A 25,212-nucleotide genomic window follows, 5' to 3' on the forward strand; every position below is an offset into this window, starting at 1 on the left:
AATCAGATTACAAATTTGCTACTTTACCCAACAAGTAAACCAGCAGCTGCTGGTTATGAGAGGAAATGCGGTCCAGCGATTGTTCGATCATTTGAGTCCGAATCGTTGTACCGCGCTCCGCCTCAGCTTTGCCCTTCTCCGATACAGAAACCCAAACAATTCTTCGATCATGATCATCTCTTGTACGTTCAATGAGCTCATTTCTTTCCATTCGATCCAACAGTGTTGTAATTGCAGCAGGTGTAGTCGCTAAATATTGGAGCAGATCAGATGGCTTCATCGGTTGGTGCTGAAGCATCAGCTCTAATACATTCAGCTGCCCTTCTGTCAAAGGAGCAAGCGATTGTTCCAAGTTGTTTTTCCATTCACGCGAAAGCTTCGTCCATAATCGAGTAAATTCTCCAGACACCATACTCCCACACTCGCTCTCTGTCAATTTCCATCTATTTGCTATTTATTATAGCAGTCTTTATTGTCGAATAAAAGATTAACCCAATTAATAATTTGCGCTATTAATCGATATATTGTTGAACATTATGACAGCGTTAGACATACAATAAGGCGAAAGCCCAGCGCTATGTCTATTCATGCTTAAATAGTAAGGAGCGTGCACCCAGTGGAAGAAAGAAAAGCTGTAATCATTCAAAAAATTAAAAATTATGGCATTATAAAAGACCCACAATGGCTGGACCGCCCGGATGAGCTGGTACCATTGTGGGTCATGCTTGAAGCTATTTTGGAAGTCATTGAACGGTTTGATCCGCCTAATCGACCTTTTGATTAGTGTCTGTTATGGAACGTGCAAGCGTGCTCGTAATAACGTCGGTTTTCTCTACTGGGAATATGAGTTTGCCTATCGATTTACGATCTTCAATTGGTGCTTTCTCCGATGTAGCAGAAAGCTTCGCTCCAGATGAGGTAATCGCTACGATCTCTTTGGCTGCCTTACAATAATAAGCCCCAATCAGTGACGAACCATTTGGACGCACTCGTTTGCCTTCTTTAAATTCGAACGTTTGTACACCCTTGCCGCCTCTGCCCTGAATTGGATAATCCAGCAGCAATGTACGTTTGGCGTAACCGATATCGGTAATGACGAGTAATTCGCCTTCATCCTCAGCAACCCATTCCGCGGTGACAAGCTCGTCTCCATCCTTAAGCTGAATACCTCTTACGCCTGTTGCAACTCTACCCATCGAATTAACTTCGGATTCTGTAAACCGAATGCTCATTCCCTGCTTAGTTATAAGCATGATTTGTTTCGAACCATCACTCAAAACAACCCGAATGACTTCGTCGCCCTCTGAAACCTTGCAGGCTGCAACCGCAGTGGATCTTGTAGTTGCGTATTCCTTAAGCTCCGTACGCTTGACTTGGCCACGTTTCGTTACGAAAACAAGTGATGCTGTAGATGCCAAAATATCTTTAATTGGAATGACGCTTACGATCGAATCATCCTTCGGAATAGGTACAACATTCACTATCGCTGTTCCGGTATCCTTCCATTTGAATTCTGGAATCTGATGGACCGGCAGCAAATAATATTGACCTTTGCGTGTAAAGAGCAGCAAATTGTCAATCGTATTGACTTCAAGCAACTCTCGTACGAAGTCACCTTCCTTGACACCTGCGTTTTGCAGCTCGCCTCCCGATCTCGTAAACGAGAGCATGCTTGTCCGTTTTACATAACCATCCTGGCTTAATGTAACTAGAACATCCTCCGGTGTAACAAGAACTTCGAGGTTAACTTTCAGCTCTTCGATTTCACCGCGCAGAACAGAACGGCGATCAATGCCATATTTGGTTTGAATCTCAAGCAGTTCATCCCTAATAACACCAATCAGCTTCTTCTCGCTAGCCAAGATCGATTTCAAGTAAGCAATCTTCTTCATCGCTTCCTTAAGCTCTTTCTCAAGTGTCGTAATTTCCAAGTTCGTTAAGCGATAAAGCTGCAAAGTAAGGATGGCATCTGCTTGACGAGCGGAGAAATCGAACTTCGCAACCAAGTTGTCTTGTGCATCCCCGCGATTTTTGGATGCTTTGATCGTCGCTATAACTTCGTCTAATATGTTGAGCGCTTTTACAAGCCCTTCTACAACATGAGCGCGATCTTCCGCCTTCTCAAGATCATATTTCGTGCGGAAAGTTACTACTTCCTTCTGGTGATCGATATACGCCGACAATATTTGTTTAAGACCAAGCTGCATCGGTGTTTTGTTCACGATTGCGACCATATTGAAGCTGTAAGCTACCTGCAGATCCGTTTTCTTGAACAAATAAGCCAAAATACCTTGTGCATCGGCATCCTTCTTAAACTCAATGACGATGCGCAGACCATTGCGTCCGCTCTCATCACGCACCTCCGCAATGCCTTCGACCTTCTTCTCTAGCCGAATGTTTTCCATTGCGGTAACCAACCGTGATTTAACGACCTGATATGGAATTTCAGTAATGACAAGCTGCTGCTTGCCTCCGCGCATATCCTCGATAGCCGTCTTAGCACGAATGTATATGCGGCCTTTACCTGTAGCATATGCGTCTCGAATGCCTTCTTCGCCCATAATAATGCCGCCAGTAGGGAAATCCGGACCTTTCACATAAGTCATAAGTTCTTCTTGCGTCAGCTCTGGGCTTCCCATAAGGGCGATACACGCATCAATAACCTCACGCAGGTTATGAGGCGGGATTTCCGTGGCAAAGCCGGCAGAGATGCCGCTGGTCCCGTTTACGAGCAAGTTGGGGTACCGCGACGGCAGCACAACCGGCTCCTTCGTTGTATTATCGAAATTATCCTTGAATTGTACCGTTCTTTTCTCTATGTCACGAAGCAGCTCCATCGCAATTGGCGATAGACGCGCTTCCGTATAACGCATAGCTGCTGCTGGATCATCATCCTGAGAACCCCAGTTTCCGTGTCCATCAACGAGCGGATGTCCCATTTTCCAAGGCTGTGCCATCCGAACCATACCCTCATAAATGGATGAGTCACCATGCGGATGGTAATTACCCATAACGTCACCGACAGTTTTGGCCGATTTGCGATATTGCTTGTCCGGTGTGTTTCCTGAATCATACATCGCATATAGAATACGACGCTGCACGGGCTTCAAACCATCGCGAACGTCAGGAATGGCACGGTCCTGAATTATATACTTTGAATAGCGTCCGAAGCGGTCGCCTACCACTTCCTCCAAAAACGCCGGTAAAAACTGTTCCAGCATACTCATGCAGAAATCCCCCTATTCCTCATATTCCATAAAATCGACATTCTCGACAATCCAACGTTTACGCGGATCTACCTTATCACCCATAAGCGTCGATACTCTGCGTTCTGCTTTGGCTGCATCCTCGATTTGAACCTGAAGAAGCGTTCTTTTCTCTGGATCCATCGTCGTTTCCCACAATTGATCAGGATTCATCTCACCAAGCCCTTTATAACGCTGAAGCTCATAATTTTTACCGTATTCCTTCAAATAGTTTTGAAGCTGCTCATCTGTCCACGCATATCGAATCGTTTCCAGCTTGCCAGATTTACGTGTAATTTTGTAAAGCGGCGGCTGAGCGATATAAACGCGTCCCAAATCGATTAACGGCTTCATATAGCGATAGAAAAAAGTAAGAAGCAGCACTTGAATATGAGCGCCGTCTGTATCCGCATCGGTCATAATAATAATTTTATTATAGTTGCATTCCTCAGCGACAAACTCAGAACCCACACCTGCCCCTATTGCAGAAATGATGGCCTTGTACTCGTCGTTTTTCAAAATATCGATGAGCTTGGCTTTCTCCGGATTCATTGGTTTTCCCTTAAGTGGCAGCAGCGCTTGATATTTCGAGTCACGGCCCTGCTTAGCTGAACCTCCTGCTGAATCCCCTTCCACAATAAACAATTCCGTGCGAGTAATATCTTTTGACTGCGCAGGAGTTAGTTTGCCATTTAGATTGGAGCTCTCGCTCCGCTTCTTGCCGCTGCGGATTTCCTCACGCGCTTTGCGCGCTGCTTCTCTCGCTTTCGAGGCTTGAAGTGATTTTTTTAACAGCATTTGTGCGATTTGAGGGTTTTCCTCAAGAAACACCTGCATCTTCTCCGAAACAATTGCGTCAACAGCGCTTCGCGCGGACGAGCTTCCGAGCTGGTCTTTTGTTTGTCCGACAAACTCAACCTCAGACATTTTGATATTAATAACGACCATCATGCCTTCGCGCAAATCGTTGCCTTCAAGGTTTTTGTCTTTCTCCTTAAGCATCGCTGCTTTACGGGCATAGTCGTTCATGACGCGAGTATAAGCGGTTTTAAAACCGGTTTCATGCGTACCGCCGCCGCGTGTTGGAATGGAATTGACGAAGGAAGCGATCGTCTCCGTGTATCCGTCATTATATTGGAGGGCTACCTCCACCTCAATATCATCGCGCTCACTAGCAAAGTGAATAACATCGTGCAGTACGGTCTTTTCTTCATTCAAAAACTGAACGAATTGACGAGCTCCGCCTTCATAATGAAACACATCCTGCTTGCCGCTGCGGTCGTCTTTAATTGTTACCTTTAATCCAGAGTTTAGAAAAGCAATCTCTTGCAAACGCTCTGCCAGCGTATCATAACTTAATGTTGTGCCATTCTGGAACACGCGGCCATCCGGCTTAAAAGTAACCTTAGTGCCTGTCCGATTCGTAGTGCCAATAATCTCAAGTCCGCGTACGGGCTCACCAACATGCTCACGTCCCGCTTCATCGATCCAATATTCAAAGCGTTGTCTGTGAATTTTGCCGTCTCGGTAAATATCAACCTCAAGCCATTCTGACAAAGCATTTGTAACAGATGCGCCAACGCCGTGCAGACCGCCGGATTTCTTATATCCGCCGCCGCCAAATTTACCGCCCGCATGCAAAATCGTAAATACGACCTGCGGTGTAGGAATACCGGTCTTATGCATGCCGGTAGGAATACCACGCCCGTTATCGTGTACCGTTACTGCTCCGTTCTTGTGCAGCGTCACTTCAATGGCCGAACAAAATTTAGCCAAATGCTCATCGACTGCATTATCGACAATTTCCCAAACGAGATGATGCAAACCCGAACTGCTTGTACTTCCTATGTACATGCCCGGTCTTTTACGAACTGCTGTTAACCCTTCAAGCACCTGTATATCATCGGCCTCATAATTTCGGTCTGCGGCCGCTGTATTTGCGAAGAGATCTGTTTGCTCAGACATGAGCGTCCCCCTATCTTTAATCACGTTTCCGTATCTTCAAGCTATTTTAATTCAATTTGTCATGTTTCGTAAAGTCTCCAAAAAAAAACGATTAGTGCAATTACACGATCTTCAAGCCTTATTTTGCTAATGGTCATAAGAGATACATATAAGGATAACACACTATCCTTGCTTAACAGAACCTTCCATCGATTAGTTTGGAGGGGTTCTATAGTTTCCTGTCTTGTTTCAACAGCAGCACTACTTATTCATAACCTACAGCTCAGCGTATGTAATAATCGGAATAAGCGCAAGCATAATTAACACAATAACAAAAAAACTTTTTTTGTTCCACAAATTCTACAACTCATTTTCAATAAAACGCTTAAAGTTATTCGTGTGTATCCACTGTTCGAGCGTTTCTACCAGCTTCGACCACTAAACATTGCGTTATACGCTTGTCGTACATGTAGAATTTACTGCAATGACATTAGCTAAATCCTTCGAAAATAAAATGGAATGCACACATCGCTTTAATAACTGTTGTTAGCATGTTTTGCAGAATCAATAGATTTATGTATGCGTGGTAACAATTTGTATTAAAAAAAGCGATTGTGAGGCTCAGCCTTGCCTAATTAATCGATTAGGATTGACTTTAATGCTCAACCTTCGTAATATGGTTTACGATTCAAATCTACACCCAAAATCATATTCGAGGTAGCAGAATGAATACGAATGAACGCATTGATTGTTTGAAATGCAAACATTATTTTATTACATGGGAGCCAAGTGCACCTAAAGGCTGCAGAGCTTTTGGATTTAAAACAAGCGTACTGCCGAGCATAATGGTTTTTCGCTCATCTGGCAAACCCTGCATGCATTTTGAAACAAAAGAAAATCATAAAAAATAAGATTATATCAAAAGTTTTGAAATTAGTGTATTAGGGATATCCCGAACAAAAAAAGCACCCTAAGGTGCTTTTTTGAGAACAATGCGAACTACGACTTTCTTCCTATTACTTATGCTTCGACCAGTTAGGGTCGCTATTCTCAAGCAAATAAGAAAAATCGTTTTCCAAACGCTTTTGCTCCTGCTTCTTCTTTTCTTCTTCCTGTTTGCGAAGTTCTTCTTTACGTGATGCTTCAGCCTGCTTCATATCATCCGCTTGTGCTTTTAGCTTGCCAAGCACCTCATTGCTTAATAAATCCTTGAGCGTCAAGCCGTTTTCCGACTCATTTTTTGGAGCATTTTTTGATGATGATCTAGGAGCTGAAGACGTTATTTTTTTCTGTTTTTTACCCATAGCTGCTGCACCTGCCTTAAAATAAACTTTCTATTCGTTAGTATACGATACGTAAAGAGCTTCTGCAGCTTTTCGAGCTAAATCTCGTGCTTGCTCTACATCAGGAGCAGTGCTCAGCGCAACGGCCATCCTTCGTCCAACCTTCGTTTCTGGTTTTCCAAAAACGCGAACCTGTGTATTAGGAACCGACAAAGCCTCTTCAATACCGCCAATGCGGAAATCGGAAGATTCACGGTCTGCTTTCAACGTATGTGATGCACCATGTGACAGCAACCGAATTGTTGGAATTGGAAATCCTAAAATAGCTCTTACATGCAGGGCAAACTCTGAAAGATCCTGAGTCGCCATCGTTACCATGCCTGTATCATGTGGACGCGGCGATACTTCACTAAACAAGACGCCATCCTTTGTAATGAATAGCTCCACTCCGTAAATACCAAAACCGCCCAGCTCATCGGTGATGCGTTGCGCTATGGACTCCGCTTGAGCAATTTGTGCCTCAGTCATATGATGCGGCTGCCAGGACTCGATATAATCGCCATCCTTCTGCACATGACCAATTGGCGGACAATAGCTTGTACCCGAAACTGATCGTACAGTAAGCAATGTAATTTCAGATTCAAATGTTACAAAGCCCTCCACGATAACACGCTGCTTCTTGGCACGTCCACCTTCCATCGCATAGCTCCAGCATGCTTCAAGCTCCGCTTCAGATCGGCAAACGCTTTGTCCTTTGCCTGAGGAGCTCATAATTGGTTTGATGACACATGGGAAACCAAGCGTTTCGGCCGCAAGAGCAAGCTCTTCAAACGTATCTGCAAATCGATATGGCGCGGTAGGCAGCTCCAATGTCTCAGCAGCTAAGCGGCGAATGCCTTCGCGGTCCATCGTCAGCCAAGCTGCGCGTGCTGTAGGAATAACGCGATGTCCTTCCTTCTCAAGTTCAAGCAGCGTTTCTGTAGCTATTGCTTCAATTTCCGGAACAATATAGTCAGGCTGCTCCTTCTCAATAATACGGCGAAGCTCAGCCCCATCCAGCATATCCGTTGTATAACTGCGATGTGCAACCTGCATAGCTGGTGCTTGATCATAGCGATCTACTGCAATGGTCTCGATGCCAAGCCGCTGAGCCTCCAATACAACCTCTTTACCAAGCTCACCAGAGCCTAGCAGGAGCAACTTGCGAGCATTCGTTGTTAAGGGTGATCCATACATAAAGAAAAAGAACCTCCTGGAAGCAAATCGAATCGTCAGCTCTGTCCTAAAGGCAGAGACTAGCGTTTCGGTTCGTTTTTTCTTCCATTGTGGAGGTTCTAAGCTTAAAAATCAACTATTTTATAAGCATTTGCTGAAATGAATGATGCTCACGTTTTAAAGAAAACGGTACTGTGCTTCGATCAAGCCGTTGTAAACGCCGCGCTTTGCAAGCAACGCTTCGTGATTGCCTTGTTCAACGATTTCACCGTGGTCTAGCACGATAATTTCATCCGCGTGACGAATCGTCGACAATCGGTGAGCAATCATAAAGGATGTACGTCCTGCTAGAAGAATTTTAAGAGCTTCTTGAATTTTCAGCTCCGTTTCAGTGTCAATGCTGGCTGTTGCTTCATCCAAAATTAGAATTTGCGGATCAGCTAGCAATGCTCTGGCGAACGATAGCAGCTGACGCTGACCCATGGAAAGTACATTGCCTCGCTCCTCAACCTGCGTATCATAGCCATCTGGCAGCCCCATAATGAAATCATGCGCGTTAACGGCTTGAGCTGCTGTTACGATCTCCGCATCGGTTGCATCCAAGCGTCCATAACGAATATTGTCACGAATCGTGCCTGCAAAAATAAACGTATCCTGGAGCACAATGCCAACCTGTGAGCGCAGGCTTTCAATCGTCACATCACGAATATCGATGCCGTCAATAAGGACACGGCCTTCAACCGGATCATAGAAACGGCATAATAGATTGATGATTGTACTTTTTCCTGAACCCGTATGCCCTACGAGCGCTATCGATTGGCCTGCTTTTACATCGATGGTGATGCCTTTGAGTGCTGGCCTTCCCTGCTCGTATTCGAACACGATATTGTCGAACTTTACGGCGCCAACAATTTTCGGAAGTGGCTTTGCAACCTTTAGTTCCGCTACCGTCGGTTCTTCATCAATAAATTCAAAAATCCGTTCTGATGAAGCCATCGCAATAAGCAGCTGGGAGTACATTTGTCCTAGTCGGTTGATCGGGTCCCAGAAGTTGCCGATATAGTTGGCATAACCAACAAGCAATCCAACGGTAATCGCACCTACTTGAATGAGGTGGGAGCCATACCAGAATAGAATAAAAGTACCGATTGCTGAAGTGATCTCGATCACAGGGCCGAACGTTTGGTTAAGCGATGACGCTCGGTTCCATGATTTATTGTTGATCGTATTCATATGATCGAAGAAGCTCATATTGTCTTTCTCTTGCACGTATGCTTGCGTTACCTTCATCCCTTGAATACTCTCATTTAAATGTGAGTTAATACGGGATTGCTTAATGCGCACATCCTGCCATGCAAAACGAATCTTTTTGCGCAGAGTCGTTGATACAATAAACATTAACGGTACGGTTATCATTACCGCAAGGCCAAGCTTAAAGTTCCATACGAGCAAAATAATGACGATACCGAACAATTGCACACAGTCCATCAATAAGTTGACGACACCGTTTGTAAACAAATCCTGCAGTGCATTTACGTCATTCGTGACACGAACGAGTACTGAGCCTGCTGGGCGCTTGTCGTAAAAACGGAAGCTTAGCTTTTGAATATGCTGGAATAAATGATTTCTGAGATCATAAATAACTTTTTGCCCAATGATATTCGTATATTTGATCCGGTACGTATTGGATGCCCATTGAATAACATATAAGACCAGCATGATGCTTGCGATTGTAATCAACTTCGGAACACTTGTTTCACCTTGCTCAGGAGCAATCGCTTCGTCAATTGCCAGAATGACGAGCGCCGGCACGCCTAGGCGTGTCAATGTACCAAGAATCATCATAACGATGACAGGCATTAATTGTTTTGTGTAAGGCTTCATATATCCGAATAGGCGGCGCAATTGGCCCCAGTTAAAGGGTTTTTCAATCAGCTCATCGTCTTGGTATATGAATCGTTCATTTTTATTGCTAGCTTTTGCTTTGGCACTCGTACTCATTATACGGTACTCCCTTTCCGCTCATTCGCTTGCGCAGCTATAGCAGCATCATCAAGCGGATAGTCAGCATATTGAATGTTGTAGGTGTCGCGGTATGGTCCTTGCTGCTTAATCAGCTCTGCGTGTTTACCACGCTGAACGACATGGCCCTTGTCTAACACGATGATTTCATCGGCATGTCTAAGCGAAGAAATCCGATGTGCAATAATAAAGGTCGTGCGGCCAGCCATCAGCTCCTTGAAGCCCGCTTGAATTTCATGCTCGGTTTCCATATCTACCGCGCTTGTTGCGTCATCCAAAATTAAAATTCTAGGATTTTTTATAAGTGCTCTAGCAATGGCAATCCGTTGTTTTTGTCCACCGGACAAGCCCATTCCTCTTTCGCCGACAATCGTATCGTAGCCTAGCGGCAGCTCCAAAATGAAGTCATGCGCTTTAGCCAGCTTAGCTGCGTGCTCGATTTGCTCTGGTGTTACATCCCGCACGCCATAAGCGATATTATCGCGAATCGATGCCGAGAATAAGAACGTTTCTTGAAACACGGGAGCTATTAATGAACGAAGGCTTGCGACATCCAAATTTTTAATATCGATGCCGTCTAACGTAATTGAACCTGTTTTTACATTATAGGCTCTCATTAACAATTGAATAATCGTTGATTTCCCTGAGCCTGTCGCACCAAGAAACCCAATGACAGAGCCTGCTGGCGCATCAATGACCAAATCGGTTACCGCCGGCGTTTTGTCAGGATAACTGAACGTAACATGATCGAAGCGTACATGACCTTTTACAGTATCGCTGCTAACCTCAATCGCGTGCTCAATATTTTTTACATGAACATGTTCATTCAGCAGTCCTAGTACACGCTCGCCTGAAGCTTTGAACTGCGTGTAGTTGTTAATATGGAACCCTAGGCCCCACATCGGACCGATAATGTACCAAATCAAGCTGAAAAATGCGACAAATTCACCGAGCTGCAGTGATCCGTTAATGACAAGAATACCGCCTGTTACAAGCAGGATTACTGCGCTTAAGTTCGCTACAAGCTCCATTACAGGGAAAAATTTCGCCCAAATCTTTGCTGCGCCAACCTGATTCGTTTGATAGGCTTCACTGCGTATGGAAAATTTAGATACCTCATGCGATTCACGTGCAAAAGATTTAACCGTGCGTACGCCCGTAATATTCTCTTGAACCGCTGTCGTTAAATTACTCATCGCTTGACGCATTTCGCGGAACGCTGGATGAATATTGCGTTCAAAACGAATGGCTGCGAAGCCTAGCAGCGGTATCGTTACTAATGTAATCAAAGTTAGCTGCCAATGAATAGAGAGCATCATTGCGCCGCCGAACAAGATCATCAACACCATATTCAAGATTTGTGCAAAGCCGAAACCGATAAAGTTGCGAATCGCCTCTAAATCAGCCGTTAAACGTGACATCAAATCGCCTGTTTTCGCTTTGTCATAATATTGAAATGACAGCGTCTGCAGCTTGTCGTACAGAGCATTCCGCATGTGGAACGCCACTTTGTTACCAAGTCGTGCACCAAAAAAACCATGTAAATACTGCATGCATCCTTTAATGATAATGACTCCGACTACTGTAAAAGCAAGCGTCGGCACTAACTCGAATTTTTTTGGCGTAATGACATCATCAATCAAGTATCTCAGTAAATTCGGATAGACAAGTCCGAGCGCCGTAGCGCACATTAAGCAAAATATCGAGGTGAACATAAACTTTCGTTCCGCCCAATAAAATGCTTTCAACTGCCTTAGTACGTCCAAGTAAATCCATCTCCCCGTATCTATTTTGTAAGCATGAATGAATATTATCAGCATCATCAAATGCGAGCAAACAGTATAAATATGCATATACCTGTTATAAACCGCTTATTGACTCGTTATCTAAATTGGAAACGGTTAATACTCCCAATTGGTCGCAAATCATGACAAATATGTGCCTATTACTCAATTTTTGCACAAAAACACACTAAATAAAAAAAAGCTTTTGCAAGCGTTTTACACGCTCGCAAAAGCATTCAGCTGTTAATGCGATAGAACAATCCGTATTCATTGACAATTAGATATGAATCAATTGATTATACAGCTGCTTCAGCTCAGCCGTGTCCGCACTGCCGGACAACGAGATTCGTTTGCCGCTTTCATAAGCAAGCATATCGTCTTGCAGCTGTTTACCAGCTTGATCAGCCGCTTTCTGCCAAATTTGCTCGTAAAGCGATGTCCACAAGAGCGTTTGCTCGGACATCCAACCATTTAATGAAGGAGCAAGTAGCGCATCAAGCTCTTTGCGAAGAATCGACTTGCCCTCGCCTTCAAAAAATTGACGCGGTGATTTGAAACGGCTCCAAAGCAGCTTCGCATCAACGTTATCCGCTTCCCAAGCGGCCGGCTCATCTGGCGTTGGCAAAGAAGCTGGCGCATAAGGAACAGCACTATATGCGGAAATTGAATTTTCTAAACGCTGCGCAGTATGAATATATTGCTTTTGCAGCTGAGTATGAATGCCTCGTTCCATTCGAAGCGAGGTTGCCAGCATCTCCTGTGACAGCTCCAGTTGGACGAGCCGCTGCAGCTCCAGCCAAGATGTCCAAATGGCTTTGCGCAAGTCACGTCCATCATCCTGCAAGGAGGCCGGATTAAAGGCTAAGTTATAAAACTCACCAAAACGGTATTGGATACGCTGAACGACATAATACAATAGCTCACTAAGCTCCTGCTTTAGCTGCTCAGGGATCGTTCCGGTTTGAAGTGCTGATATTTCGATCTTCGCTTCGTTCACCGCTTGCAGCAGTGCTATAAGCTCAGCTTCACGCCCAGCTGCGTCGCCCTCTGCACTTTGAAGCCAGCCTGCAACTGTCGCTGCCGCTCGTTTCAAGTCCTGCTCTGCGGCATCAATAGCTAGCCGTCCGAGATCGTTCTGAATAAAGGAAAGGAATGATTGCTCGAAAGCTTCAATGCCGGAGCGTTGCAGCAGCTCTGCATTTTCATCTAATTTACCATCCAGTGCCTGCAAGCTCGATACAGGAAATAAACGAGGCGAGCGAATCGCATGCTGCAGCAGATTCGTCTCAACATGCTTTAACACACCTGTAAGCTCCTCCTGATCTGCCGCCAAATCGGCAGCGTTAACAAGGAAAAACATTTTATCAAGCTCAAACTGATCCTTCACCCTACCAAGCTGCATCAGAAATTGACGATCAGCTTGCGAGAAGGCGTGGTTGTAATACGTGACAAACAAAACAGCATCAGCGTTTTTAATATAATTGAAGGCTACGCCCGTATGTCTAGCATTTACAGAATCCGCTCCTGGCGTGTCAACGAGCACGATACCCTGCGCCGTCAACGCGCAGTCATAATGCAGCTCGATTTCACTCACGAAACAGGAACGAGATTCCTCAGCGACGTACTTTTCATATTCCGCTTGATCGACCGACAGCTGTTGACCGAGCAGTGGTTCATGCTCTGCCCAGCCTGCGCGGGCTGCGCGCAGGAAGCTGAAATGCGGGCGTCCGCCAGCTCCGATGGAATCCGGAGATAGGCGATCGATCGCCCGCATGAGAGCAGCGTCATCAGACTGCTGCTCTTTTTCACCGAGGAGCGCTAGGGAATAGCGCACATCATCAATAATGGCAGCGCGCGTCTTCATGACAATGCGCGCTGTACCATGACCGTGCTCTGCCGTAGGGGGCACGAGTCGGTTGATCGCTGCCGTCGTCGGATTAGGAGAAACCGGCAGCACCGGTTCTCCGATCAGCGCGTTCGCAAGCGATGATTTGCCGGCGCTGAAGGCGCCGAATAATGCGATGGTGAAGCGGCTGTCCTGCAGCCGCTTCGCCTTATCGCTCATCGCTTGCGCAGCAGCCGCAAGCGCAGCATGCGGCGCCAGCAGCTCCGCGGCGCTGGCTAAGCGCGCTGCAGCGCTGTGCTGCTGCGCCAAAGCTGCTCCGCCAGCTAGGGCGCTTCGCCCCGCTGCCGCATGATGCTGCCCCTCTCGCGCGCTTCGCCCGCCCTCGCTCGCAAGCACGCCCCGCGCTTCAGCAGCGTCGCCGCCAGCTTGCGCGGAAGTGCCACCACCAGCCACAGCTATACGCGGTGCTGGCAATGCCGGCCTTGCCGGCGCCTCAGGCAGCGCTGTAGTTAGCCGCGCCTTATGCTCCTCGGCGCGCTTCGCCAGCGCCGTGAGCGCATGAAGTGCACCAGCCTGCGCGCGAAGCGCAGCAAGCTGTGACTCTGCCTCAGCGGCGGCGGCTTCGCCTACCGCCGCTGCATGGTCTGCCAGCGCATCGATGATCTCAAGCGCGCGCTGGCGATAAACGGCCTTCACATCCGCGGCTAGATCGCGGCTAAACGTCATCGTATATTCGTTGCTGATGACGGCGCCGGGTTTCACCCTCGCGATAAGCCACTCCGAATCCGGCAGCCAAGCCAAGTTCCGCGCGAGCTCCGATTCCAGCAGCTCGCCATCGTATGATATACGCTCTGCTTCCGTACGGAGCAAATGCTTCACATGCCAGTCGATCGAAGCGCTGATTAAACTGTTTAATTCCATGCTGAACGCCAGCAAGCGCCGTTCCTGCTCAGCAGCAGTCTTAGCTGCCGCAAAAAGCAGCCCCGCTTTAAAACCAGGCTTACGGCTCTCCAGAAACGTTTGAGCCAAATCACGCAGTCCCGCTGGCGTAATATTCGCATTATCCAGAAGCGTTTGCAGTTCTTTGCGAAGCTGCGCCCGGTAAACCTCTTTCTGCTCCGAAACTTGCCTGATCTTCTGTTTCAGCTGATCCATTTGTGTTGTGACAAGGGCAACAGCCTCAACGCCGCCTGCCTCAGCAAGAAGCCGTTCACGCTCAGGCTCCGCTTGCTGCTCACTCCATTTCAAATGTCCATCAGCTACATGGCGCAATGACGCATCTACACTGTACACACAAAGCGGCTTGCGGATCGTTTGTAGTTTATCTAGCAGCTCAAGCAGCTGCTCCCACTCTTGATGCGGGTGCTCTGGCTCGCGCAACGACAAATAAACGATCCCCGCCGGCTCCAAGTGCCAAGCGTGAAACGCATCCTCAACGCTTTGACGATAGCTTGCGAAAGAAAGCTCGCGATCACGATGCTTATCAATCTGATTCACAATAAAATATAAGGGCTTTCCCCAATCCTTCAATTGCTTCGCAAAAGAAAAATTGATTTCAGACTGCACATGATTATAATCCATAACATAAAAAACAACATCTGCAAGATGCAATGCGGATTCGGTTGCCATCCGGTGCGCATCATCAGTTGAATCAATGCCAGGCGTATCGAGGAGCACGGTATGATCTCCTAAAAGCTCGGACGGATACACGATCGATACAGAAGTAAATTGCTCGCCATCGACACAATAGCGGTCAAGCTGGTCGATCGGAACTTCCGCTTTGGAAGCAACACCATTCTTTACGGTTTCAACAGCTGCATAAGCCCGATCCCCGCCGCGAATAGACACAACGTTCGCGCTTGTTGGAATTGGACTTGATGGAAGCAGCTTAGTCCCGCATAAACGATTAATGAGAGTTGATTTGCCAGCTGAAAAATGTCCACAAAAAGCGACAGTAAGCCGACCATCGGTCAGCTTACTGTTTAGCTCCTGTGCTTGCTTGGCATGTAATGTATCTCCTGCAGCTGACATTAAACCAGCTGCTTCGGATATAGCTCCTGCTATGCTTTGCACGGTTGTTTCTGTCATTTGCTTCTCCTTAAACGGCTTGCTCTTCTTCAGACGGCAAACAAATTTCAAATACGTTGCCATGTTGCAAGATCATAATGTTGCGCTCTTTATCTCTCATCACAACTACCTCAGGTTTAATGCGCATACGCTCGATGTATTGATCAGGCACATCGCCTGAGCCGCTAACTGTAATGCCTTCTACAAGGATATCCTCGTGCTCCTCTGGCGGAGACTCAAGCACTTGCTCATAAATATCAGAAAAAAGCTCAAAATTGTTTGTGTACACGGAAATACAGTTCATGTTCATCATCCTTCACTGGCTATTTTAGGTTTTATACTCTTATTTTTGGTTTTAAAACCTGGCTTCATACGTTGTTTACCTTCTTTGCACAAATCAAGCAGCGGACAAATGGGACACTGCGGGCTTTGCGCTTTACAGTGATAGCGGCCGAAAAAGATGAGTCTGTGGTGGGTTAATGTCCACTCCTCGCGCGGAACGAGTTTCATCAGCTTCTTCTCTACCTCTAGGACACTGTCTTCGGCCTTAGCGAATCCCAGTCGCTTCGTTACACGATCCACATGCGTATCGACAGCGATGGCAGGCACACCAAATGCATTAGACATAACGACGTTAGCCGTCTTCCGCCCTACGCCTGGCAGCTCGGTCAGACCTTCATGACTTTCAGGCACTTTCCCGTCATATTTATCTATGACAATACGGCAAAGCTTTTGTATATTTGATGCTTTACTTCGAAACAAGCCGATGCGGCGAATGTCCTGCTCTAGTTCTTCCAGCGGTACGCTCAAATAATCCTCGGGGCACTTATACTTTTGAAATAAGTTTACCGTTACCTTATTGACCGTCTCATCCGTACATTGCGCAGACAGCAGTACTGCTATTGTAAGCTCAAACGGATTGCTGTGATTAAGCTCACAGTGTGCATCTGGAAACATGTCCGCAATAATGTCTAGCACATGACGCATTTTTTGTTTCGCAACCATCGTCCTCTCCCCTAATCAAACACTATCGTTCAAAGTGTAGCGAAATTTGTCACGCTTCGCAACCGTAAACAAGCATATTCTATAAAAAAACTGCCCCTAAGGGCAGTTTTTTCACAAAAAATGAATATCTCAGCCTATAATTGATGAAAATTTCGTTAAAAAGCTACTTGACGATTGCAATTGCATAGTTTCTAAAGCCATAGATTGTAATTGTGTCGCCTGACTTGAAAGCTGTAACTGAAACCGAATTTCCATTTAAAATGTATTTGGTCTGGCTGTTTACATTAAAATAATTCCGGTTATCCGCATCTGTTGTTTTTTCCGTCCACACTTGTGATGCAGTCGCATTGAAGTTCGTAAATACGCGGCTCTCGCCAACAGCTACAGTCAGTTGTGTTTTGTTGCCTTCCAGCTTCTGAACCTCAACATAGTCCCCCACAGTAAGCAGGCTCGTTGCTGTTCCTTGCGTGGCTCCTTTTACGATTACGAACCCAGCATCGCCATTATAAGCAACAGTTTGACCTACAAGGTCTACAATAGTGACACTATTTGCTGATATGGATTGTACCTTGCCATAAGTAACAGCTAAAGTACGGGCTCCCACTACTTGTCTACCTATATAACTTACGCTTATAAGGGAACCTGGTGTAATTTGATCAATTGAAATCTTAGCCCCAGCTTCGTTTGTAAGCTCTGTGTCCATCATGTTTATTTCAAGTGGGGATGTCATTGCATTTTTAACTCGAATTTTTTTGCTGTTTACATCAACAGAAATTACTTCATATTGTGCATTCGAATGCACCTTGATCGTCGAAACTCGATCTTGGTTAGCATTTAAATCCAACGTAAGCTTATCGCCTGTCCTAAGATCGCTTGTTGTTGCATTCGCAATCGTGGAGTGCTCTACAGATGCAGTATTATAAGGCAGTGACAATGTAGCTCCGTTATCTAGTCGAATGTTCATCAAATTGCCAGATGAGTTCATTGATACGAGCGTACCCGTATATTTAGTTAGGAACTGCAAAGATACGATAGTATTACCAGTATAACTAATTACTATTTTTCGGTTTGCTGTCAAAAGGTTAGTAGCAGACGCAAGTGATAATGTGTTACCGCTGAATTCAATGCGAGTTTTATCCGTAAAATAAAGTGCCTCGCCATTGTTGCCATTGGCATCAACAATAGTCAACAGCTTTTTGTCGTAAACGTAGCCGACTATCTGTGCACCAGCTAACATTTTGACATTTCGGTTAACCACTTTCACTTTTGTTACAACATCTTCAGCATTAAGTGTCAATTCTACTTGGTCAGCTTCTTTAATCAATTCATTAACTGTAGCACCGACAAAGCCATCAATTTCCACGTTTACCGTTTCTGACATTAATTTAGTAACAAGACTTGTTCCTTCTTTAATTGTGATCAAATCACCGCTCGCACCATAAAACGTACCCTTTAAGCTCGTTGCCGACGCCTGCGTCGATGCAATAATTTTTAATGTTGCCGGCGCATCACGGAAGCTGTCTTGTACGATGCTTATTTGGCTGTCTCTCTTAATTGAGGTTAATGCTAGCGGTTTGCCATCCGTATCAACGACTACTACTGAATCATTATAGAAAAATTCTACAGGCTTATTGTTAATCCATACATATAACTTCTTCTCATCTGCGATAACACGATCCAACGTTCCAGACGTCGTTTTAGTGTAAGTCTTATCGCCTTTCACTTCAACGTAAAGCGCCTTTCCATCCTTCGCAATGACCGTTACATCTCCATATTCAAGAAGCTGCTGTCTCGTAATCGGTGTTTCTGTATTGTAGTGATAAAATAAAGTATCTGAATTAATGGTATAGTTGATTTCCTTCTTGTCGCTGTAAACAGTAATTTGAGTATCTGTTATTTTAGTTGCAATCCCGTTTACTTGACCTTCGTATGCAACCGGGAACAGCTTCTCGGCACGGCTGAACATCGTAGCAAGACTCGCACGATCCACATTCGCTTTAGGAACAAATTTGTCAGCCGTTACACCCTTTACGAGCTCAAGCTTGGAAGCGGCATTCACATAACCTTTATAAATAGAAGTGATTTGCGCTGCATCCGCGAAAGTCGAGGCTGTATTTTGCAAACGTACCGCTTCTTCCTCTTGCTGAATTGCACGAACCATAAGCTTCGTTACCCATTCACGGGTAGCTGGCTTAGTCCCCCAAGCGATTTTAGGATCTTTAGCTGCGAGTCCGAACTCTTCCACCTGATCAAGCAAGCCTTCTTGGAAAGCCAACGTTACATAAGGTTTAAAATAAGTGCTTACGGAAAAAGAATTAGGAAAACCGATAATTGCATCTTTATCTGCTTTTTTATCCAATCCAGCGAATCGAAGAGCCATAAGCACAGCCTCTTGCTGACTCACATTTTCTTTCGGACGGAATATTGCAGCTCCGCTTGATGTCTTATTTCCTTCAATAATTCCTTGCAATGCAAGCTTAGCTATATGCTTCTCTGCCCAATGACCACTGCTTACATCGGTAAATGGTGTTGTATATCCGGAGGCTGCTGAGGCATATGAAGCAGGTATGATTACACCGCTTCCTGCAACCAGTGAAAACGCTAGCGCTCCAATCAAAATCTTTTTGCTCGCAAATTGCATTGTCATAAGTAGATATTCCCCCTGATTAGTATGTAATAACTCATGCAGAACGGCTTCGTCAACCTATTGCTAGGATGGAACGAAGCCATTCATAATTTTTGCTTATTGCTTGTTCATTGGATATTCGAGCTCGACATGACCCATTAGCGTTTCAACCTTTTGTCCATCGACAAGCAGATCGATTGATTTTACAGCATCGAATTGAAACAATGTTTTTTGAAGCGTCTGAATGACAAACGTCTCGCCTGGCGCGCCAAGCCGCGCTTCATCAGGCAAATGAATATCCAGTGTAACAAGCCCGTCTGATAGTTGTACGGATTTAACCTCAATTCGTTTCCATAAAGATAATTTATTCTCGTCAGCATCTTTTTGCAGTTCAGCAATTGCTGCTTTGACCAGATCAATATCCGTTTCATAGGTTAGCTTGACTGGATGCTCTACTGTTTCAGTTAGCTCAGCATCGGTTAAATAAATAATAGCATCTAGTTCGTTTAATACGGGAGTTGGCTCAGGTGAAGGCGATGGTGAAATTGTAGGCGATACCGTGCTGCCTGGTTGATTTCCCTGCTTATCCTGAACTCCGCATCCTGCAAGCGCAGCGGATAATATAATGACAGCAAGCAGCCCGCGTGCTTTGAAAGTTTTCATAACACTGAACACCTGCTTTCTATTTAACATTTAAGTACTCTTTGATGCCTGCAACCAGTTCAGCAGCTATTTTGTTTTGTGCCGCATCATCAAATAACAGTTTTGCATCGTTTGCGTTGGATAGGAAGCCTGCTTCGATTAGTACGGCTGGCATCGTTGTTTGTTTGATCACTTTATAAGCTTCTTTCTTGACACCGCGGTCTTTAAGACCGGTTGCTGCAATTAGATGCTTGTGAATAACACTAGCAAACGCTTTGCTGTTATCACGATAATAGTAGGTTTCAGTTCCTGTTGCAGAGCTGACACCACTATTGGCATGAATAGACATAAATAAATCAGCTTTTATGCTTTCTGCAAACTTGACGCGATCATCTAAAGTCGGGTAAGTATCCCCCGTTCTAGTTAAATGAACTTTAATTTTGCTTTCTTTGTCAAGCAACGCCTTCATCTTAAGTGCGATACTAAGCGTAAATTCTTTCTCCGGTTTCTTCAATACACTCGCTGCACCCGGATCTGAGCCGCCATGTCCCGCATCAAGAACAACGTTGTATACTTTGGATGATGGAGGAGTTACTGGATCTGTAATAGGCGGAGTACCAGGAACGTCTGCAGCAGACATTAAGCTAAACTGAATTTTTCCTGCTTCCTCAGTCATCACATACCCGGTATTATCGCCAATAAGAATGACTAAGCGAGCGGTAGCTGGCGTGTTCGAAAATAAGGAATAACGATAACCTTGCAAATAAGTGCTGTCTGTTACATTAACCTCAACTTGTCCATTCAAAAACTGTGAAGATAGGTTCGATGAATAGTTAGCATTCGGAAAATCGAACACAATGCGCTTTGGATTCTCGAGCAGCATTGGTTTGTTGGCCTTAACTGTGCCTTCATAATTAAGGGTCATGCTGCTTCCGCCAGAGTAATAAATGTCTGTTATCTGGCCTGCTGCTTCCACAGGAAGATTCGGGTCTGGATCAATTGGTTCTGTCGGATCTGTTGGTTCTTTGTTCTGCTCGTACATATGTACTTCTTTCTCAACAGCTTTCCATTCAAAATCCAATCCAAACTGTTCACCAATAAAGCGAAGTGGAACTAAAGTGTAGCCTTTAATGATAGAAACTGACGTGTCCATTTTAACCTTTTTGTCATTGACTACTGCCATATTGTCATTCAGCTTTAGCTTTATGACATTATTGGCATGTGTTACTGTCGCTGTTTTGGTCGTGTTATCCCAATCAATCAGGTAGCCTAATCCTTCTGATACCGTCCGCACAGGTACAACGGTTGCATTATTAATAATTTGCGGATTAACATCAGATTTCAATTGCTGACCATTCAAGAAAAGCTTGGGTACGACCTCTGCAGCTTGTCCTACTGCGGAGAACATCGTGAAAAAAATCGACATAAACATTAATACGGATACAAATCTTTTCATTTCCCACCTCGATGACTGAAATTGCCCGCATCGAATGAGTGCATTCGACTTTAACAGACGCAAATATAGACGCAGCTTGTCAGAAAAAGTTGCGTTTAAAGGAAAAAAGAGGACGAATCATCCGGAGTGGCTGATTCGTCCTCTTCATTTCGTTTTAATTACACAAGACGAGCAATATGTTTTTGCTCATAAGCTGTAATTTTGTCTTCATGTTGAAGAGTCAAACCGATATCGTCAAGACCTTGCAGCAAAAATTGACGACGGTGCTCATCGAGATCAAATGCGATCGTTAGACCATATTCATCCGAAAGCTGTTTGTTTTCCAAATCAACAGTAAGCTTGTAGCCGTCATGCTTCGCTGTACGCTTAAATAGATCTTCCACTTGCTCTTCGCTAAGCTTGATAGGCAAAATACCGTTTTTGAAACAGTTGTTATAGAAAATATCCGCATAAGACGGAGCGATAATAACTTTGTATCCATAATCAAGAATAGCCCAAGGAGCATGCTCACGTGATGAGCCGCAGCCAAAGTTAGCGCGGGATACGAGTACAGATGCGCCCTCGTAACGCGGCTTGTTTGGTTCGAAATCAACGTTCACTTCACCATTTTCGTGAAAACGCCATTCGAAGAAAAGAAATTGACCAAAACCGCTGCGCTCAATACGCTTCAAAAATTGTTTCGGTATAATTGCATCAGTGTCGACATTGACCCGGTCGACCGGGGCTACGATGCCTGTAAGTTGTTTAAACGGTTCCATATCTTATATACCCCTCTCGCGTTCAATTCGTTCTACACTACGGATTTAATTTCCCAATCGCGTACATCAGTGAAATGACCTTTTACTGCTGCTGCAACTGCCATCGCAGGCGATACAAGATGCGTGCGTCCGCCGCGGCCTTGACGTCCCTCGAAGTTACGGTTAGATGTTGATGCACAACGCTCGCCCGGTTTCAATACGTCAGGGTTCATTGCAAGACACATCGAGCAGCCAGCATCACGCCATTCAAAGCCCGCTTCTGTGAAAATTTTGTCCAAGCCTTCTTTTTCGGCTTGAATTTTTACGCGGCCTGAACCTGGTACGACGATAGCCGTTACACGATCGCTAACTTTGTAGCCTCTAGCGATTTCAGCAGCAGCGCGCAAATCTTCGATACGGCCATTTGTACATGAACCGATGAATACATAATCAATTGCGATTTCGTTCATAGGTGTTCCAGGCTTAAGATCCATATATTCAAGTGCTGCTTCAGCAGCTTTACGCTCGTTCTCCGTTGGAAGATCAGCAGGAAAAGGAACTTTAGCTGTAATGTTGGTACCCATGCCTGGGCTAGTTCCCCAAGTCACTTGCGGGATTAGAGCGTCAACGTCGAAGTGAACGACTGTGTCATACTCTGCACCTTCATCCGTAGTAAGTTGTTTCCAAGCTTCAACTGCTTCCTCGTAGTTAGCTGGCGCATATTGACGGCCGCGAAGATAGTTGAATGTTGTTTCATCTGGAGCGATGAGACCAGCGCGTGCGCCTGCTTCGATTGACATATTACAAACTGTCATCCGCTCTTCCATAGTCAAGCTTGTGATGGCTTCGCCAGTAAACTCAATAACATAACCAGTTGCGAAATCTGTTCCGTACTGAGCAATAACGCCAAGAATCAAATCCTTTGCTGTTACGCCTGGCTTGCGAGTGCCGTTAAAGCGAACCTCAAGCGTTTTTGCTTTCGATTGCTGCAAGCATTGAGTAGCCATAACGTGCTCAACCTCACTTGTACCAATGCCGAACGCCAATGCGCCGAAAGCACCGTGAGTAGATGTGTGGCTGTCTCCACAAACGATTGTTTTACCTGGATGCGTTAGACCCAGCTCAGGACCCATTACGTGAACAACACCTTGGTCAATGCTGTCAAGATCAAACAACGTTACGCCGAAGTCTTTACAGTTTTGTGTAAGCGTGTCAATTTGTTGTTTGGAAATTGGATCTGTAATGTTGAAGCGATCTTTCGTTGGTACGTTGTGATCCATCGTTGCGAAAGTAAGATCAGGACGACGCACTTTGCGGCCTGATAGACGCAAGCCTTCAAACGCTTGCGGAGATGTTACTTCGTGTACAAGCTGCAAATCGATATAAATGACGCTTGGCTTGCCTTCTTCTTGATTAATGACGTGATTATCCCAGATCTTTTCAAACATTGTCTTTTTCGTCATTATGTTCACCCCACCGTTTCATTGAATCTTCTGCTTTTCTTAACTGAAACTACTATAACATTTCTTTCTTCATTGATCCAAGATATAATATCTATAACGTCTATAGGTAATAACTATAATAGTAGATTCCTTACATAATAAACAATTGAAAGGAAAATTTATATGGAATTGAGACAATTAAATTATGTTATTCAAATCGCCTCAGAGAAAAACTTCTCAAGAGCAGCGGAAAAGCTTCATATCGCTCAGCCCTCGCTAAGTCAGCAGCTCTCCAAGCTTGAGCAAGAAATCGGCGTACTTCTATTCCGGCGAACAACAAATTCTGTAGAACTAACGCAAGCTGGACAAGTATTCGTTCATAAATCACAAGCAATTCTTGACGCTGTTGAGCAGTTAAAGCAGGAAATGGACGATATGGCGCAAATGCGGCGCGGACGACTTGTTGTCGGTACATTGCCGCTAACTGGCTCACATATACTGCCGCTTGTTTTGCCGGTATTCGGTGAACAATATCCGCAGATTGAAGTCGTTCTAGTTGAAGAAACAACTGCAAAGCTTGAGCAGCTTACTGCGAGCGGCGGTACCGATTTAAGTCTGCTCTCGCTGCCGCTCATTGACAACTCTCTCGCATGGGAACCATTCTTGGAGGAAGAAATCTGCTTAGCCGTCCCTCCACAGCACCCTCTTGCACTAAGAGAAGGCTCAATCTCGATTTCCGAACTAGATAAAGAGCCGTTTATTGGACTTAAGCGCGGACAAGGCTTTCGGCAAATTACAGTTGAACTGTGTGAGCAATCAGGTTTCACTCCGCAAATCGTATTCGAGAGCAGCAATATGGAAACCATTCAATCCTTAGTGGCAGGCGGAATGGGAATAGCCTTTGTCCCGCAAATGCTGACGCGAGTCAAAGGCTCTGATTTTATGCCTGTTTACCTTCCCTTGTCGTCCAAGCCTACAAGAACTTTAGTCGTGGCGAGCCGCAAAGGCAGATATTTATCCAAAGCTGCTGAAGCATTTATCCGTACACTCAATATGACTATTAGCAGTTATCGGTAATTAAGCTTCATAAATAGAAGGTCTGCGATCTTCAAAAACAGGAATTTTTGTACGTACAGCATCAACTAAATCCAAATCGATGTCTGCGTATATAATCGTTTCCTCTTCGCCAGCTTCCGCTATCGTCTCTCCCCAAGGATCAAGCACGAGCGAGTGACCAAAGAAATTAGTGTCACCGCTCGAGCCCATACGGTTGCACGCGATCACGAACATTTGGTTTTCAATTGCACGTGCAGTAAGCAAAGTACGCCAATGATGAAGTCTTGGATGCGGCCATTCTGCTGGAACGAATAGCAATTTGGCTCCATCCAGCGCAAGCTTGCGAGCTAGCTCAGGGAAGCGGATGTCATAACAAATCATCATACCTGCTTTTGTCCCTTCTATCTCAAGCTTGCCAAGCTTATCTCCTGCAGCCAAATATTTTTCTTCATCCATAAGACGGAATAAATGAATTTTTGAATAATCGGATACAACATTGCCCGAGCGATCGAAGGCATACATCGTATTCAGCACTTTATCTTCCTTTAGTTCCGCGATTGATCCTCCAATAATATGAACGTTGTGCTTCTTGCTGAAATCAGATAAAAAAGCACGAGTGCGTTCGCCTTCACGATCTGCAATCGTTTTTATTTCAGTTAAAGCGTAACCTGTGTTCCACATTTCCGGAAACATAATGACATCCGGTTTATTCGTTTGGCTCACCGCTTCTTCAAGCATGCTCGCCAGCTTAGTGAAGTTAGCTTCTGGATTTCCTGCTTCTATATGCATTTGCAGCAATGCGAGCCGCAATGGTTTACTCATATGCCGTTCCTCCTGTTGAT

Annotated in this window: 18 protein-coding genes; 2 read left to right on the top strand and 16 right to left on the bottom strand. The window is 45.1% G+C overall.

Annotated elements, in window-relative coordinates:
• Positions 1-7 precede the first annotated feature (7 nt).
• Complete coding sequence (locus MHH56_RS17500) at positions 8-412, bottom strand: MarR family transcriptional regulator (protein WP_076265740.1); 405 nt, start codon at positions 410-412, stop codon at positions 8-10.
• A gap of 204 nt (positions 413-616) precedes the next feature.
• On the opposite strand from MHH56_RS17500, the gene MHH56_RS17505 reads away from it, so the two are divergent.
• Positions 617-784 (top strand): hypothetical protein, encoded by a 168-nt coding sequence (locus MHH56_RS17505; protein ID WP_179089723.1) that lies wholly within the window; start codon positions 617-619, stop codon positions 782-784.
• On the opposite strand, the gene gyrA is transcribed toward MHH56_RS17505, so the two are convergent.
• The 14 genes from gyrA to leuC all read right to left on the bottom strand — a co-directional run bounded on the left by gyrA (position 765) and on the right by leuC (position 23,335).
• Entirely contained in the window at positions 765-3,227 is a 2,463-nt protein-coding gene (gene gyrA, locus MHH56_RS17510) for a DNA gyrase subunit A (RefSeq protein ID WP_339202815.1), read from the bottom strand. The genes MHH56_RS17505 and gyrA overlap by 20 nt on opposite strands.
• 12 nt (positions 3,228-3,239) lie before the next feature.
• Entirely contained in the window at positions 3,240-5,210 is a 1,971-nt protein-coding gene (gene parE / locus MHH56_RS17515; protein WP_076265738.1) for a DNA topoisomerase IV subunit B, read from the bottom strand.
• Between the two features lie 995 nt (positions 5,211-6,205).
• Positions 6,206-6,493, bottom strand: a complete 288-nt coding sequence (locus MHH56_RS17520) for a YqkE family protein (RefSeq protein WP_339202817.1) — start codon at positions 6,491-6,493, stop codon at positions 6,206-6,208.
• 30 nt (positions 6,494-6,523) lie between these two features.
• Positions 6,524-7,708 carry a formate-dependent phosphoribosylglycinamide formyltransferase gene (gene purT / locus MHH56_RS17525; protein WP_339202818.1) on the bottom strand — a complete coding sequence of 395 codons (1,185 nt, stop codon included), beginning with the start codon at positions 7,706-7,708 and terminating at the stop codon, positions 6,524-6,526.
• A 156-nt stretch (positions 7,709-7,864) separates the two neighbouring features.
• Positions 7,865-9,688, bottom strand: a complete 1,824-nt coding sequence (locus MHH56_RS17530) for an ABC transporter ATP-binding protein (RefSeq protein ID WP_339202820.1) — start codon at positions 9,686-9,688, stop codon at positions 7,865-7,867.
• A complete protein-coding gene (locus MHH56_RS17535) occupies positions 9,688-11,475 on the bottom strand; it encodes an ABC transporter ATP-binding protein (RefSeq protein ID WP_339209637.1) in 1,788 nt (595 codons plus the stop codon). Before MHH56_RS17535 ends, MHH56_RS17530 begins: the two co-directional genes overlap by 1 nt.
• A gap of 295 nt (positions 11,476-11,770) precedes the next feature.
• Positions 11,771-15,490, bottom strand: coding sequence for a dynamin family protein (locus MHH56_RS17540; protein ID WP_339202823.1), 3,720 nt, complete (start codon positions 15,488-15,490; stop codon positions 11,771-11,773).
• Complete coding sequence (locus MHH56_RS17545; protein ID WP_076265731.1) at positions 15,438-15,710, bottom strand: NAD/NADP transhydrogenase alpha subunit; 273 nt, start codon at positions 15,708-15,710, stop codon at positions 15,438-15,440. The genes MHH56_RS17540 and MHH56_RS17545 overlap by 53 nt, the downstream gene beginning before the upstream one ends.
• A gap of 5 nt (positions 15,711-15,715) precedes the next feature.
• Complete coding sequence (gene nth / locus MHH56_RS17550; RefSeq protein WP_076265730.1) at positions 15,716-16,411, bottom strand: endonuclease III; 696 nt, start codon at positions 16,409-16,411, stop codon at positions 15,716-15,718.
• Between the two features lie 163 nt (positions 16,412-16,574).
• Positions 16,575-19,058 carry an S-layer homology domain-containing protein gene (locus MHH56_RS17555; RefSeq protein WP_339202826.1) on the bottom strand — a complete coding sequence of 828 codons (2,484 nt, stop codon included), beginning with the start codon at positions 19,056-19,058 and terminating at the stop codon, positions 16,575-16,577.
• A gap of 96 nt (positions 19,059-19,154) precedes the next feature.
• Positions 19,155-19,700 carry a GerMN domain-containing protein gene (locus MHH56_RS17560; protein ID WP_339202827.1) on the bottom strand — a complete coding sequence of 182 codons (546 nt, stop codon included), beginning with the start codon at positions 19,698-19,700 and terminating at the stop codon, positions 19,155-19,157.
• Positions 19,701-19,719: 19 nt separating this feature from the next.
• The gene (locus MHH56_RS17565) at positions 19,720-21,105 is read right to left on the bottom strand and encodes an N-acetylmuramoyl-L-alanine amidase (protein ID WP_339202828.1); all 1,386 of its coding nucleotides are present in this window, start codon (positions 21,103-21,105) and stop codon (positions 19,720-19,722) included.
• Positions 21,106-21,293: 188 nt separating this feature from the next.
• A complete protein-coding gene (leuD, locus tag MHH56_RS17570) occupies positions 21,294-21,893 on the bottom strand; it encodes a 3-isopropylmalate dehydratase small subunit (protein WP_339202830.1) in 600 nt (199 codons plus the stop codon).
• 32 nt (positions 21,894-21,925) lie between these two features.
• Positions 21,926-23,335, bottom strand: a complete 1,410-nt coding sequence (leuC, locus tag MHH56_RS17575; protein WP_339202832.1) for a 3-isopropylmalate dehydratase large subunit — start codon at positions 23,333-23,335, stop codon at positions 21,926-21,928.
• 162 nt (positions 23,336-23,497) lie between these two features.
• Between leuC and MHH56_RS17580 the strand changes: the two genes are divergently transcribed.
• Entirely contained in the window at positions 23,498-24,391 is an 894-nt protein-coding gene (locus tag MHH56_RS17580) for a LysR family transcriptional regulator (RefSeq protein WP_076265724.1), read from the top strand.
• On the opposite strand, the gene MHH56_RS17585 is transcribed toward MHH56_RS17580, so the two are convergent.
• Positions 24,392-25,192 (bottom strand): carbon-nitrogen family hydrolase, encoded by an 801-nt coding sequence (locus MHH56_RS17585; RefSeq protein WP_339202834.1) that lies wholly within the window; start codon positions 25,190-25,192, stop codon positions 24,392-24,394. It lies immediately after the preceding gene.
• Positions 25,193-25,212 lie beyond the last annotated feature (20 nt).

The sequence above is a fragment of the Paenibacillus sp. FSL K6-3182 genome (genome assembly GCF_037976325.1).
Taxonomy (GTDB): Bacteria; Bacillota; Bacilli; order Paenibacillales; family Paenibacillaceae; genus Pristimantibacillus.

Coding starts and splice junctions, on each gene's coding strand:
- MHH56_RS17500 (WP_076265740.1), bottom strand. CDS start 412: ATGGTGTCTGGAGAATTTACTCGATTATGGACGAAGCTTTCGCGTGAA.
- gyrA (WP_339202815.1), bottom strand. CDS start 3,227: ATGAGTATGCTGGAACAGTTTTTACCGGCGTTTTTGGAGGAAGTGGTA.
- parE (WP_076265738.1), bottom strand. CDS start 5,210: ATGTCTGAGCAAACAGATCTCTTCGCAAATACAGCGGCCGCAGACCGA.
- MHH56_RS17520 (WP_339202817.1), bottom strand. CDS start 6,493: ATGGGTAAAAAACAGAAAAAAATAACGTCTTCAGCTCCTAGATCATCA.
- purT (WP_339202818.1), bottom strand. CDS start 7,708: ATGTATGGATCACCCTTAACAACGAATGCTCGCAAGTTGCTCCTGCTA.
- MHH56_RS17530 (WP_339202820.1), bottom strand. CDS start 9,688: ATGAGTACGAGTGCCAAAGCAAAAGCTAGCAATAAAAATGAACGATTC.
- MHH56_RS17540 (WP_339202823.1), bottom strand. CDS start 15,490: ATGGCAACGTATTTGAAATTTGTTTGCCGTCTGAAGAAGAGCAAGCCG.
- MHH56_RS17545 (WP_076265731.1), bottom strand. CDS start 15,710: ATGAACTGTATTTCCGTGTACACAAACAATTTTGAGCTTTTTTCTGAT.
- nth (WP_076265730.1), bottom strand. CDS start 16,411: ATGGTTGCGAAACAAAAAATGCGTCATGTGCTAGACATTATTGCGGAC.
- MHH56_RS17555 (WP_339202826.1), bottom strand. CDS start 19,058: ATGACAATGCAATTTGCGAGCAAAAAGATTTTGATTGGAGCGCTAGCG.
- MHH56_RS17560 (WP_339202827.1), bottom strand. CDS start 19,700: ATGAAAACTTTCAAAGCACGCGGGCTGCTTGCTGTCATTATATTATCC.
- MHH56_RS17565 (WP_339202828.1), bottom strand. CDS start 21,105: ATGTCGATTTTTTTCACGATGTTCTCCGCAGTAGGACAAGCTGCAGAG.
- leuD (WP_339202830.1), bottom strand. CDS start 21,893: ATGGAACCGTTTAAACAACTTACAGGCATCGTAGCCCCGGTCGACCGG.
- leuC (WP_339202832.1), bottom strand. CDS start 23,335: ATGACGAAAAAGACAATGTTTGAAAAGATCTGGGATAATCACGTCATT.
- MHH56_RS17580 (WP_076265724.1), top strand. CDS start 23,498: ATGGAATTGAGACAATTAAATTATGTTATTCAAATCGCCTCAGAGAAA.
- MHH56_RS17585 (WP_339202834.1), bottom strand. CDS start 25,192: ATGAGTAAACCATTGCGGCTCGCATTGCTGCAAATGCATATAGAAGCA.